14 protein-coding genes are annotated in these 12,500 nt (G+C 72.0%); 9 read left to right on the top strand and 5 right to left on the bottom strand.

Going from position 1 to position 12,500, the window contains the following annotated elements; all coding sequences use genetic code 11:
- Positions 1 to 7: 7 nt before the first annotated feature.
- The 3 genes from Msi02_RS15370 to Msi02_RS15360 all read right to left on the bottom strand — a co-directional run bounded on the left by Msi02_RS15370 (position 8) and on the right by Msi02_RS15360 (position 3,268).
- Positions 8 to 1,147, bottom strand: a complete 1,140-nt coding sequence (locus tag Msi02_RS15370) for a carboxylate-amine ligase (protein WP_204048986.1) — start codon at positions 1,145 to 1,147, stop codon at positions 8 to 10.
- A 103-nt stretch (positions 1,148 to 1,250) separates the two neighbouring features.
- The gene (locus tag Msi02_RS15365; RefSeq protein WP_204048985.1) at positions 1,251 to 1,736 is read right to left on the bottom strand and encodes a hypothetical protein; all 486 of its coding nucleotides are present in this window, start codon (positions 1,734 to 1,736) and stop codon (positions 1,251 to 1,253) included.
- Positions 1,737 to 1,837: 101 nt separating this feature from the next.
- Entirely contained in the window at positions 1,838 to 3,268 is a 1,431-nt protein-coding gene (locus Msi02_RS15360; RefSeq protein ID WP_218671568.1) for an aldehyde dehydrogenase family protein, read from the bottom strand.
- A gap of 95 nt (positions 3,269 to 3,363) precedes the next feature.
- Here Msi02_RS15360 and Msi02_RS15355 point away from each other — a divergent pair, with 95 nt between their 5' ends.
- Positions 3,364 to 3,906, top strand: a complete 543-nt coding sequence (locus Msi02_RS15355; RefSeq protein WP_204048984.1) for a hypothetical protein — start codon at positions 3,364 to 3,366, stop codon at positions 3,904 to 3,906.
- Between the two features lie 93 nt (positions 3,907 to 3,999).
- On the opposite strand, the gene Msi02_RS15350 is transcribed toward Msi02_RS15355, so the two are convergent.
- A complete protein-coding gene (locus Msi02_RS15350) occupies positions 4,000 to 4,608 on the bottom strand; it encodes a cupin domain-containing protein (protein WP_204049029.1) in 609 nt (202 codons plus the stop codon).
- A gap of 153 nt (positions 4,609 to 4,761) precedes the next feature.
- Between Msi02_RS15350 and Msi02_RS15345 the strand changes: the two genes are divergently transcribed.
- From Msi02_RS15345 to Msi02_RS15320, 6 genes are all read left to right on the top strand, one after another.
- On the top strand, positions 4,762 to 5,850 hold the full coding sequence (locus Msi02_RS15345) for a L,D-transpeptidase (RefSeq protein ID WP_204048983.1): 1,089 nt from the start codon (positions 4,762 to 4,764) through the stop codon (positions 5,848 to 5,850).
- A gap of 169 nt (positions 5,851 to 6,019) precedes the next feature.
- Positions 6,020 to 6,505, top strand: a complete 486-nt coding sequence (locus tag Msi02_RS15340) for an SRPBCC domain-containing protein (RefSeq protein WP_204048982.1) — start codon at positions 6,020 to 6,022, stop codon at positions 6,503 to 6,505.
- A 75-nt stretch (positions 6,506 to 6,580) separates the two neighbouring features.
- Entirely contained in the window at positions 6,581 to 7,207 is a 627-nt protein-coding gene (locus Msi02_RS15335; RefSeq protein WP_239108430.1) for an RNA polymerase sigma factor, read from the top strand.
- Positions 7,200 to 8,549, top strand: a complete 1,350-nt coding sequence (locus tag Msi02_RS15330) for a CU044_5270 family protein (protein ID WP_204048981.1) — start codon at positions 7,200 to 7,202, stop codon at positions 8,547 to 8,549. The genes Msi02_RS15335 and Msi02_RS15330 overlap by 8 nt, the downstream gene beginning before the upstream one ends.
- A gap of 415 nt (positions 8,550 to 8,964) precedes the next feature.
- Positions 8,965 to 9,819 carry a CDP-alcohol phosphatidyltransferase family protein gene (locus tag Msi02_RS15325; RefSeq protein WP_308441808.1) on the top strand — a complete coding sequence of 285 codons (855 nt, stop codon included), beginning with the start codon at positions 8,965 to 8,967 and terminating at the stop codon, positions 9,817 to 9,819.
- A gap of 73 nt (positions 9,820 to 9,892) precedes the next feature.
- Positions 9,893 to 10,339, top strand: coding sequence for a hypothetical protein (locus Msi02_RS15320; RefSeq protein ID WP_079320207.1), 447 nt, complete (start codon positions 9,893 to 9,895; stop codon positions 10,337 to 10,339).
- A 146-nt stretch (positions 10,340 to 10,485) separates the two neighbouring features.
- Here Msi02_RS15320 and Msi02_RS15315 read toward each other — a convergent pair whose 3' ends face one another.
- Entirely contained in the window at positions 10,486 to 10,827 is a 342-nt protein-coding gene (locus Msi02_RS15315; RefSeq protein WP_204048979.1) for a winged helix-turn-helix transcriptional regulator, read from the bottom strand.
- Between the two features lie 96 nt (positions 10,828 to 10,923).
- Here Msi02_RS15315 and Msi02_RS15310 point away from each other — a divergent pair, with 96 nt between their 5' ends.
- Together Msi02_RS15310 and Msi02_RS15305 are read left to right on the top strand one after the other, a co-directional pair.
- On the top strand, positions 10,924 to 11,802 hold the full coding sequence (locus Msi02_RS15310) for an NAD(P)-dependent oxidoreductase (protein WP_204048978.1): 879 nt from the start codon (positions 10,924 to 10,926) through the stop codon (positions 11,800 to 11,802).
- Between the two features lie 69 nt (positions 11,803 to 11,871).
- Positions 11,872 to 12,372, top strand: a complete 501-nt coding sequence (locus Msi02_RS15305; protein ID WP_204048977.1) for a DnaJ family domain-containing protein — start codon at positions 11,872 to 11,874, stop codon at positions 12,370 to 12,372.
- The last annotated feature ends 128 nt before the right edge of the window (positions 12,373 to 12,500 follow it).

Raw genomic sequence — 12,500 nt, 5'->3', positions numbered from 1 at the left:
CTTCGGGTCAGGCCAGCAGCTGTGCGACGAGGTGGTCCACCACGTCCTCGGTCCGGCCCCGCCGGGCGTGGGCGGCCCACTGCCGGGCCGCCCCGGTGCCCACGGCGTACAGGGTCTTCAGCCGCGCGGTCACCTCGGCGAGGTCGCCGGTCTCCTCCAGGGCCGGGGCGACGTGCCGCAGCAGCGCCTCGGCCAGGTCGCGGGCGGGCCGGCGCACGCCGGTGAGCGGGTCGATGCCGTGGCCGTCGAGGCCGTCCCTGGCCGCCTGCCAGTACGCGGCGCGCAGCAGCTCGGCCGACGGCTCGGGCCCAGGGTCGCCGCGCTCCACTCGTTCCAGCGCGGTCACCACCAGTCCGCGTACGACCATCGCGAGCAGCGCGGCCTCGGCCACGGTGGCGGGCACGTCGGTCACCCTGACCTCGATCGTTGGGAGCCTGGCCGAGGGGCGGACATCCCAGAAGATCGTCCCGGGGTCCACCAGCACCCCCGCCTCGGCCAGCGCGCCGGTCAGCCGCTCGTACTCCGCGAGAGAGGCGAAGTACGGCGGAGGGCCCGCCACCGGCCACTTGGTCCAGCACAGCGTGCGCCAGCTCGCATACCCGGTGTCCCGCCCCGCCCAGAACGGCGAGTTGGCCATGAGGGCGATCAGCACCGGCAGCCACGGCCGCAGGTGGTTGCCCACCAGCACGGCGCGTTCCCGATCCGGCAGGTGGACGTGGACGTGACCGGCGCAGATGCTCTGCTCGTCGTGCAGAGCGCGGTAGTTCTCGATGCCCACGCCGTAGCGGGGGTCCTCCGTGATCGGCGGCGGGACGACGTCGCCCCGCACGGGCGTGCCCGAGGCGACGACCGCCAGCCCCTCCTCGTGGGCGGCCGCCGCCACCGCCTCCCGCATCCGGCGCAGGTCCTCCTCCAGCCCGGTCACCCCGGCGTGCGGGTCGGTCTTGGCCTCCACCTGGAACCGGGTGATCTCGGTGCTCGCCCGCGCGCCCAGTGTCGCGGCGGCCCGTCGGACCACCGCGCCCGCGCGCGGCGCCGCCGCCCGGGTGGCGGGATCGACGACGACGTACTCCTCCTCCACGCCCATCAATGGACGGGCCGGGTCGAACGGCGCCTGCCCGGTCGTCTCGGTCGTCGCGGCCGTCATCCGCGCTCTCCGGCGAGCCGGCGGTCCAGTACGGCGATCATGAGGTAACCGTACCGAGCGAGTCCCGCTCCCGTGGGGCAAGCGGCCTTTCCCAATGGGCCCGTCAGCGGTGACGGTGGTGGCGGCGGTGCGCCTTGCCGCCGTGGCGGTGCTTCTTTTCCCAGTGCTGCTTCCCGCTGTGCTGCTTCGCCTTGGGGTTGTACGGCTTGTCCGTCACCTTGAACTTCTGGAACCCGAAGTCCGGCAGCGTGATCGGCTTGGAGGGGTCGTCCGAGATCGGGACGACGAACACGTCGTGCCGCACGCCGTCCTTGCCCTTCGTGTGATAGACGGCCTGCTTCGGCTCACCGGCCTGCCCCATGAGGGGAGCGGGGCCGGCGGCCACCGGCATGGCCACGGGCGTGTACGCCGGGCCGTTGTCGGGGCCGGAAGGGCCGTAGTAGGGGTTGTAGACCGCCGTGTCGGGCGGGGCCGCGATCGGCGCCGCGGCGCCCGTGGAAGGGCCCGCGGGCGGCGCGGGGTCCGCGGACGCGACCGGTCCGGCGATCAGGGTCGCGGCGAGGGCGGCGGCGGCCGAGCAGATGATCATGAGTCTCCCCCGAGGTCACGGATCGTACGAGGAAGACGGTAGGCAGCGCGTCGGCTCCAATCACGCGCCACGCGCCCAGTGTCGGGTCAAGGCTGCGTTCCTCAGGGGAGCGGGCTCAGGTGCACGACCTTGGTGTGCGTCATCTCGTCGAGAAGCTCGGGGCCGTACCCGAAACCGTGCCCGCTGGCGCGCAACGGCTGGGCCGCGCCGCCGGGCGCTCCGCCGAAGACGGCGTTGATCTTCACCGTGCCCACCGGCAGCTCGCGCCAGGCGCGCTGGGCGTTGGCCATCGACGGGGTGAGGACGGTGGCCGCCAGGCCGTACCGCGACTCGCGGGCCAGCTCCAGCGCCTCGTCGAACGACTCGACCACCCGCACCGCCGCGACAGGACCGAACGTCTCCTCGCGCATGACGTCCATGTTCTCCGTGCAGTCGGCCAGGACGGTCGGCGGGTAGAACGCACCCGGCCCCTCAGGCACGTATCCGCCGGTCAGCAGCCGCGCCCCCGCCTCGATCGCGCCGCGTACGTGCCGGTCCACGATGTCGCGCTGGGCCCGGTCGACGAGCGGCCCGAGCGTCGTCTCCTCGTCCATGCCGGGCCCCATGCGCAGCTCCTCGGCCCGCTGCACGAGCGCGGCGAGGAACTCCTCGGCGAGGTCGCGGTGGACGTAGACGCGCTCGGCCGACGTGCAGATCTGCCCGGCGTTGGCGAAGCAGCCGGTCGCCGCCTGCCCCGCGGCCCACTTCACGTCCACACCCGCGTCCACGATCAGCGGGTCCTTGCCGCCGTTCTCCAGCAGGGTCGTGGCGCCGCTGCGCGCGGCCACGGCGGCGATGGCCCGGCCCGCGGCGGTCGAGCCGACGTGCGCGACGAGATCGACGCCCGGGTGCGCGGCCAGGGCCTCGCCCGGGTGCCGGTCGCCCGGCACCATGGTCAGCACGCCCGGCGGCAGCTCCGCCGCCATCAGCTCGGCGAGCAGCGCCCCGGTGTGCGGCGTGCGCTCCGACGGCTTGTGCACGACCGTGTTGCCGGTCACCACGGCCGCGCCGACGAGCCCGCAGGCGATGGCGACCGGGTCGTTCCACGGCGTGATCACCGCGACCACGCCGCGCGGCTCGTGCACCATCAGGTCGGTGGCGTCCCAGCCGCCCTGCAGGCTCCGTCCCCGGTGCAGCGGCCCCAGCTCGGCGTACTGCCGGAGCGTGCCGACGCCCGCCGCCACGCCGCCACGGCTGTCGCCGATCGGCTTGCCCATCTCCCTGGTCACCAGCTCGGCCAGTTCGTCCGCGCGGGCCTCGATCCTGTCGGCCATCCGGTGCAGGCACGCGGCCCGCTCGGCGGGAGCCGTACGGGCCCAGCCGGGCTGGGCGCGGCGGGCCGAGTCGACCGCCCGCTCCACGTCCTCGGTGCACCCCGCGGGGAAGTCGCCCACCGGCTCCCCGGTCGCCGGGTCGGCGACCGTACGGTCCCGCTCGCTCGCGCTCGCCGTCCACTCGCCGTCGGTCAGCACCCAGCGGTCCCTGTCCCGCACCCCGGTTCTCCTCCCGCTACCACTTGCTCGCTCTGCCCGTGCTCGCTCTACCCCCCTGCGCGTACGGTTATCACCCGGCTTCTTAGACTTCCCGTATGCGACGGCTGAGCAGCACAGTGGTCGTGGTGGCCGGGGAGCGGGCCGCCGAGGTGATATCGGGGCTCGACGGTCTGCACAACGTGCGGGCGATCACCAGGGGAGAGCGGACCCCCGCCGAGATGACCGACGTGGTCACGCGGGCGAGCGCGACGTACGTGCTGCACGACGCCGATCCGCTGGGCGAGGTCGGCGAGGCGTGGACCGGCTTCTTCGACGGAACGACGCCGGTGGGCGGCGTGGAGGTCGCCGTCGAGGCCGCGCTCGGCGCGCTGCGCGCCGACCGGCTGGTGCTGCCCGACTACTACGTCGTCCTCGACCCCGACGGCCTGACGCCCACATGGCGGCACTGGTGGCTCGGCGTGCTCGCCGGGGCCGCGCCGACCCGGGTGGTGCCGAGCCCCGCCTCGGCCGGCGCCGTCGCGGAGACGCTGCGCGGGCTGTCCGCGGGCCGCTGGTGGCCCGCCGATCTGGAGGCATGGCTGCGCGGCCTGCCCCGTCAGGTGCCCGACCGGGTCGGCCTCCCCGGCGCCACGGCCTGAGGTCTCGGCCTCGGCCCCGAGCGCGGCCCCGAGCGCGGCGGGAGAGCCGCGCGGTCTGCTCGGAGTCGGTTTCCGAGAGCGGTGAAGTCGGGCTCAGAGCGCGGTGAAGTCGGCGAAGTCGAAGCCGGGTGACACGACGCAGCTCACCAGCACGCCCTCGGCCCCCGCCGGTCGGGCCGCCTGCCAGGTGCCCGCCGGCACCACCGCCTGCGGGACCTGCCCGTTCTCCACGTCCGGACCGAGGACGACGACGTCCTCCCGGCCGGGCCGCTCGCCGGCGCCGCCGAGCACGAGCGTCAGCGGCCCGCCCCGATGCCACAACCACACCTCGTCGGACCGCACGACGTGCCAGACCGACTCCTCGCCCGGCTCGAGCAGGAAGTAGATGCCCGTCGCCGTCGCCCGCGTGCCGCCGTACCCGGGAGGCTCGACGGAGACCGGCGCCCGCCACGTCTCGCGATACCACCCGCCCTCGGGGTGCGGCAGCAGGCCGAGAGCCTCGGCGACCGGGGGACGCGCCTGGATCGCCACGAACGCGCCGGTGACGTCGCGGCGCAGGAAGCGGAGGGGCGCGCCCGGGTCGTCCTCGTCCACCGCCACGACGGGGTCCGTACCGGGGAAGGCCGCGGCGGCGATCCGCAGGGCCTCCTCGTCGTCGCGGGCGGACAGCCCCGGACCGCCGGGGTGGGCGTCGAGCGTCATCAGCAGCACGCGGCCGATCGTACGGCACCGCCGACGGCACCACCCCAAACCAGCGTTACTTGATCGTTACGGAATCGGCCGCACAAAACAGCGGTTTCGCACGTTCCAAGTCAGTGCAATTCGCTGTGAAACACCCCCTATGAGGAGTAGACCGTGAATACCCTCCGGCGGGCGGCCCACGTCACACTGACCGTCGCCGCCATCGCCGTCGCTACGGCCTGCTCGGCGGGAGGCACAACGACTCCCGCCGCATCAGTCACTGGTGCGGCCGGTACGGCCACTCAGGCTCCGGCCACTCAGGCCCCGGGCGCCAAGGCGGCGGCACTCGCCCCGCGCGCGGCGTCCAAGACGGCACGCAAGGCAGGAAAGCCGAAGCTCGGCATCGCCGACATCACGCCCATGGGCGAGAAGGTCGAGCGCGTCGGCGTCGGTTTCCCCATCATCGTCACCTTCGACCGCGCGGTACGCGACAGGGCGGCCGCGGAAGCGGCGCTGCAGGTCCAGGCGGAAAAGCCCGTCGAGGGCGCCTGGCGCTGGGTCTCCGACCGCAAGGTCGTCTACCGCACCAAGACCTACTGGAAGCCGCACCAGAAGGTCCTGTTCACCGCCAGGCTGAGCCAGATCCCCGGCAACGAGGCCGCCAAGGACGTCTCGCGCCGCTTCGCCGTCGGCACCGCCAACATCTCGGTGGTCGACACCAAGAAGCACGTGATGAAGGTGCGCCGCGACGGGAAGCTCACCAAGACCATCCCGATCAGCGCGGGCCGCGGCGGCCTGCCGCGCAACGGCGTCGACGTCTACCTCACGACCACCGGCGTGCACCTCGCGATGGGCAAGAAGCGGGTCGAGACGATGACCTCGTCCTGGCTCGGCGTCACCGACCCCAAGGACCCGCTCTACTACAAGCTGGAGATCCCCTGGGCGGTCCGGATCTCCGACAGCGGCGAGTACGTCCACCAGAGCGCGGGCGACTACCAGTTCCTGGGCAAGTCGAACCAGAGCCACGGATGCGTACGCGCCACGCCCGCGGGGGCCAAGTGGTTCTACGGCATCAGCCAGCGCGGTGACGTCATCGAGGTCACCGGCACCAAGCGCAAGCTCGACTGGCGCAACGGCTGGAGCTACTGGCAGCTGAGCTGGAACCAGTGGAAGCGCGGCAGCGCGCTGCCCGCCGGCTCGGCCTCGGCGTCGCCCACGCCCTCGGCCTCCCCGTCCGCAGGCGAGGACGCCCTGCAGGGATAGACCCTCCGGTCTTCACGGCGCTCCCGCCCGGTCCGTACGGCCCAGGCGGGAGCGCCTTCTGCTTTCCGGCGCCCGACCACAACTCAGAGAGCACTGCTCTTGACATGCCTCGCGTGCCATAGAGAGCATTGCTCTCGTTGATGAGCACTAGTCTGGCGAGGAGACGTCCATGTCGCTGCTCTATTCGGGTCCGTCCCTGGCCGTCCTGCACGAGGAGTACGCCGCACGGGGACGCGTGGATCCCGACGCCCAGCTGACCTCCTCGTCCCGGCTCGTCGTGGACGTGCCCGTGCACCGGGTCTGGGCGGTCATGGCCGACCTGCGGGCGTGGCCGTCATGGGCCTCGCGCATCCGGATCCTCGAACTCGGCGACGTACGTCCCGGCGCGTCCTTCCGATGGCGCCTGAACGGCGTGCCCCTGCGGTCGCGGTTCGCCGTGGTCGAACCCGAGCGGGAACTCACCTGGACGGGCACCTTCCTCGGCCGCTACCGGGCCGTGGACCGGCACGTCCTGGAATCGCTGGAGGGCGGGCGTACGAGGATCACCGTGGAAGAGTCGCTCGCCGGTCCACTGCTGCCGCTCTTCTACCGGGAGCCCATGCTCCGGGCCAACCACGAGCGGTGGCTCTCGGATCTCGCTCGCGCCGCCGCCTGAGCCGTCCCGGGGGAGCGGCCGGGCCTCCTCGCGAAGACCGGCGTGAAAGCGATCGGGCCCTGCGGCGGAGTAGAGGTGACGACCCACAGAAGGGACGCCTCGCGAATGCCCGCTCCCCCGCAAGCGCCGGCGGATCTCGACGACGCTGTGCTCATCGAGCGGTCGTGGCATCGGCCGGAGCTGTTCGCGGTGCTGTACGAGCGCTACTTCGGCGAGATCCACCGTTATGCGGCGGCCCGGCTCGGCACGCAGCTCGCCGACGACCTCGCCGCCGAGACCTTCCTCGTCGCGTTCCGCAAGCGCGACGGCTTCGACCCCGCCCGCGGCTCCGTACGGCCCTGGTTGTACGGCATCGCCACCAACCTCGTCGCCCAGCACCGCAGGAGCGAGAGCCGGAGGCTGGAGGCGTTCCAGCGGGCGCCGGTGGACGGCGACGCGGATGCCGGCCACGAGGACCGGGTGGCGGCGCGGGTCACCGCCGCGAGCGCGCAGGGGCCGCTCGCAGCGGGGATCGCCGGGCTGTCCGACGGCGACCGCGACGTCCTGCTCCTCGTCGCGATCGCCGGACTGAGCCATGAGGAGATCTCCCAGACCCTCGGCATCCCCGCGGGCACCGTCGGTTCCCGGCTCAGCCGGGTGCGCCGGAAGCTCCGCGCGGCTCTGGGAGGCGTCAACCCCCTGATCGGAGGCTCCGATGGATGACCTGACCCGCCGGGCCGGCTCCCCCCGGCACTCCGAACCCGACGAACTGGCCGCGGTCCGCGACCTTCTCATCGAGCCCGCGCCCACCGCCGCGGCCTTCGACGCGGGCCATGCCCGGCTGATGGCCGCGCTGGCCCTCGCCGCCCAGGACGATCCGTACGTGCTCGGCGGCGACGTCCACGGGGCCGGGGCGGGTCGCGTGCCGCCCGAGAACAGCCCGTCGGAGCCGAAGCCCGCACGCTCCGGGAGGGACCGGCGACAGACCCGGGAGATGGGCGTCCGCCGCTTCCCCGGGCACCGCTTCTGGGGACACCGGGCCGCCGCGGGGGCACTGCTGGCGGGGGCGGCCGCGGCGACCGTCCTGATCGTCACCACCGCCGTCACACCCGGCGGCCGGGTGGTGCTCATTCCCACCACTGGGGCATCGGAGGGAACGCCGGCCGTCGGCACGGCAGGCGGTGCGGCGAACGCCCGCCGGATCCTTCTCGCCGCCGCCTCCGCCGCGGCCAGGACGCCCGACGAGCCCGGCGCCTACTGGCGCATGAAGACGACCTACATACAGCGGTTTCTCTCGCCCGATCGTCGCTACCTGCTCCAGAGGGGGCTGTCCGAGGAGATGTGGCTGGCCCGTGCCCCCTCCCGGCAGGGCTGGAGGATCACGCGGCCTCTCGGGGTGAAGCCGGCGACGCCCGAGGACGAGGCGGCCTGGCGCGACGCCGGTTCACCCCGCGAATGGCGCTATCCGCGCGACGTCGAGGGCCTCGGCGACCTCAACCCGGAAGAGGAGGTCCGTTCCGCCCCGGAGGAGCCCGTGGGGTCGCGGCTTCTCGGCGGGTGGATCGGCTCACCGGGGCTCCTGGCCAAGATGCCGATCACCTGGGCCGAGCTGGGTCGCATCCCCAGCGGCACGGAGGAGTTGCGGGACTACCTGGAGGCACGGGTCAGCCGGCAGACGAAGAAGTACCAGGTCCCCGACTCGCGACAGGAGATGGACTACCGGCTGCAGGGAGCCTGCATCGAAATGCTCATGGGGCTGCCCGTCTCCGCCGAGGTGCGGGCGTCGGCCTACCGAATCCTGGCCGAGCTGCCCGGCATCACCGCCGTGGGAGAGGTCACCGACGCGCTGGGCCGCACCGGTCAGGGCCTCGCCTACCGGGCGGGCGACGAGGCCACCGAGGTCACGATGGTGGTCGACCCCGGCAACGGGCTGTTCCTGTCCACGGAGACGCGCAGCACGGGCGTGAAGGCCGACGGCGCGACGGTGAACGTCGGCACCTTCGTCGCGTACGAGGACACGGGCTGGACCGACGAGGAGCCCAACCTCCCGACACGGCACGACTGACCCGCGCCGGATCCGCAGACAAAACGTAGATATACCGAAAAAGCCGAAATTCGGCTTGTCGGGTAATTCCGCATGCCCGCAGGGCCTGTGGAAAAAGTCGACGGGTGACGCCGGGCGATGCTTTGATGAGCGGTAGCGAAAGAAACGCCGGTCAAAGGGCAAACACATGCTTAAGATGCTCCTTCAGCAAATGGCGACACTGCTCGACATCGACGACGACCTGCACCTGGGCGATGACATGCACGCGCTCGACCAGGACGACGACGCGGACGAAACGGAAGATTTGGACGACGACTTCTGACGTTTCCCACGAAATCCCTCCACGATTCCAGAAAGCCCCCAAATGACGTTCACGCTGCATGACGTACGCTCTCGGACATATAAGGCGCGCGACGCCTGGTGGACCGTTTTCCTGGTGGATCCCCTGGCGGGCCGGTTGGTCGTGACGACCGCCAACCGCACGTCCATCACCCCGAACCAGATCACCTGGGGTGCCTTCGTGCTCGGCCTCGGCTCGGCCTGGTGCTTCCTGCGGGCCGATTGGCCGTGGCTGGTCGCCGGGGCCGCCGTCTACCACGTGAGCTTCGTCCTCGACTGCATGGACGGGAAGATCGCGCGGCTCAAGGGGACGGGGACGGTCCTCGGTGGCTGGCTCGACTACGTCTTCGACCGGATCCGGGTGCTGGCCTGCACCGTCGCTCTCATGTGGGGGCAGTACCACGCGACCGGACAGGACATCTACCTGTTCCTCGGCATCGGAGTGGTGTTCCTCGACATGCTGCGCTACGTCGACGCCCTGCAGATCGCGAAGGTCCGCCGTCAGATGCGCCGCACGCTGCGGCAGGCCTACGAGCAGTCGGTGTCCGCCGGTTCGGCCGCGCTGCCGGCGTCCCTGTTGCACGAGGACCTCTTACACGGGGACCTCGACAACGACCCCGACGAGATCAGTGTCCGCCTGACGCAGGCCGTGGACCTGCAGAAGGAGTTCCGCAGCCGCTTCTCCTGGTACCCCGGCCTGCGCGAGTGGCTACGCGAGCATCGGATCCGCACGCATCTGGTCAGCGGCATCGAGTTCCAGATGGCGGTGTTCATCGTCGGCCCGCTGCTCGGCGCGGTCGTCCCGGTCACGATCGGCGCGGCCGCCCTGCTGCTCCTCTTCGAGGCCCTCATCATGTACAAGCTCCTGCTGTCGTCGCGGGACCTGAACCGGGCGCTGGCCGCGATCCGGTCGTCCGGCGAGCCGTCCGTCTCCGGTACGCCCGCCGGTTGAGCACCCCTCGGTCGAGCGTCCTCACCCTGCTCACACCGATAGAGGTGCCGCCGCGAGGGGTAAGCGGTGGGACATGACCGAACGCGAGGAACCCGCCGGCCTGCCCGATCCCGCCCACCGCCGCCCCGAGGGGCTGGACGACGTCACCGTCGACGCGCTGGGCAGGCTCAGCAAGGCGCTGGAGACGATCCACCGGGTCAGAGGCCACCTGTACGCCTTCCACCAGCTCACCGGTACGGCCGACTTCGAGCTGGACAACGCCGTACGGCTGCTGCGGGAGGCCGGGCACGACAAGTGGGCCGACCGGATCGAACGCGAGCTGATCGGCCGCAACGTCCTCCAGGGCCGCTGGACCTTCCAGATCGTCGAGGAGTACGACGACGGCTACTACGCGACCTTCCAAGAGCTGGAACGCCAGGCCCGCCACGAACTGGCCGGAGGGCGCCGCCACCTCTACGAGGCCGAACTGAAGCAGCAGCGGCGCACACCCGGCCAGCCCGGCCACGAGACCACCCCCTGAGACCCGGCCGCTCACCGGGAGCGAGGGAGCGGAGCGGAAGGGAGCGAGGACCGGAGCGAAGGCCCAGCGGAGCGGGCTTCGCGAGGACCGGAGGTTCCTTCCGGCGCAGTGACCGACCCGGCCGAGGTTTGTGGACGCTCCACTGGTCAGTGATCGTCCCGGCCGCCGAGGAGGTGTTCCCGTCCCCACGCGCCGAGCGGCGCCAGCGCCTCGTTCAGTGTGACGCCGAGCGGGGTCAGCGAGTATTCGACGTGCGGCGGCACCTCGTCGTAGACCTCGCGGTGCACGATGCCGTCGGTCTCCATTTCGCGCAGGTGCGAGGCGAGCACCTTCTCGGTCACGCCCGGAAGCATCCTGCGCAGCTCGCCGAAGCGGCATGGGCGTTCGTTCAGCGCCCAGAGGATCGAGCTCTTCCACTTGCCGCCGATCACCTCCATCGCCGCGTCGATCCCGCATTCGGCCGCTCCCGGACGCCGCGCGGTCCGCATGGTCCACCCCTCCTGGCTGCTCGCTCACCCCGGGGTAAGCACCCACTTCGAAGTGCGTACTTGATCGTCTCGGGGCTCGTGACCAGCCTAATCGGCATGACACACAACGCTGATAAGTCTCCGCTGTCCCTTCTCGGGCTAGGCGCGATGGGCGGCGCGCTCGCCCGCGCCTGGCTCGCCGCCGGGCATCCGCTGATCGTCTGGAACCGCACCGCCGGCCGGGCCGAGGCCCTCGCCCGCGAGGGCGCGCGCGTCGCCGCGACCGCCGCCGAGGCCGTGGCCGCGAGCGACCTGGTGGTCGTCTGCCTGCTCGACCACGCCTCGGTGGACGACGCCCTCGCCGGGGCCGACCTGTCCGGCAAGGACCTGGTCGACCTCACCACCGGCACCCCGGAGGAGGCCCGCGCCCGCGCACGGTGGGCCGAGGAGCGCGGCGCCCGATTCCTCGACGGCGGCGTCATGGCGGTCCCGCCCATGATCGGGGTGCCGGGCTCCGGGGCGTACGTCTTCTACAGCGGCTCGCGCGAGGTGTTCGAGGCCCACGCGGGCACGCTGGCCGTACCCGCCGACACCGCCTACGTCGGCGAGGACCCCGGGCTCGCCGCCCTCCACGACGTGGCGCTGCTGAGCGCGATGACGGGCATGTTCGCGGGGGTGGCGCACGCCTTCGCGCTCGTCCGGGAGGAGATTCCCCTGAAGGGCTTCGCCGACCTCGTCGTGGGCTGGCTGGGGGCGATGGCCCCGTACGCGTACGGGATGGCGGAGCATCTGGACAGCGGCGACTACACGAAGAACGTCACGTCCAACCTCGCGATGATGGTCCGGGGCAACGCGACCCTGCTGCGTACGGCCGAGGAGCAGAAGGTCAGCCCGGAGCTGATCGCGCCGTTCACGACGCTCATGGAGCGGCGGCTCGCGGACGGCCACGCCGACGAGGGCACCACGGGGGTGGTGGACCTGCTCCGGGTCCCCTGACCAGGGCCGCCTGCGCCGGAAAGTTATCCTCGCAGGAGGATGCCGACCGCGTCGTTGCGAGGTGAGGCCGTGACCGAACGCAAGCCCCTCGGAGTGAGCTTCGAGTCGTGGATCGACCGGCAGATCCGCGAAGCCACCGAGCGTGGCGAGTTCGACGACCTGCCGGGCGCGGGCAAGCCCATCCCCGGCCAGGGCAAGCCGTACGACGAGATGTGGTGGATCAAGCAGAAGATGCGCGCGGAGAACCTGTCGTTCCCGCTGCCGGGGACGCTGGCGCTGCGCAAGGAGGCCGAGGAGGCGAGGGCGGAGGCGGTGGGCGCGCGCACCGAGGCCGAGGCGCTCAGGATCGTCGAGGAGATGAACGTCAAGATCCGCGACAGCTACCGCAGGCCCCTGTCCGGCCCGCCCGTCGTGCAGCCGCTCATCGATGTGGACGAGGTCGCCGCCGAGTGGCGGGCCCTTCATCCGGTCCCCGAGAAGAAGCCCGCTCCCGCGGCTCCTCCCGCGAAGCGCTCGAAGCGCCCGAAGCGCCCGAAGCGCTCCTTCCTCCGGTGGTTCGGGCGCCGCTGACCCGCCCGCTTCCCGACCTGACGAAAGTCAGGTGAGGACCTTCCGATCGCCCGCTGTGCCGCCCCTCCGGCCGCTCATACCGTACGTGACCTGCGAACGGAAAGAGCTCGGAGGGAAACACGGTGCGC

The sequence above is a fragment of the Microbispora siamensis genome (genome assembly GCF_016863095.1).
GTDB lineage: Bacteria > Actinomycetota > Actinomycetes > Streptosporangiales > Streptosporangiaceae > Microbispora > Microbispora siamensis.
Note: the sequence above shows the minus strand (reverse complement) of the source record. Positions and strands in the feature narration are given on the sequence as shown.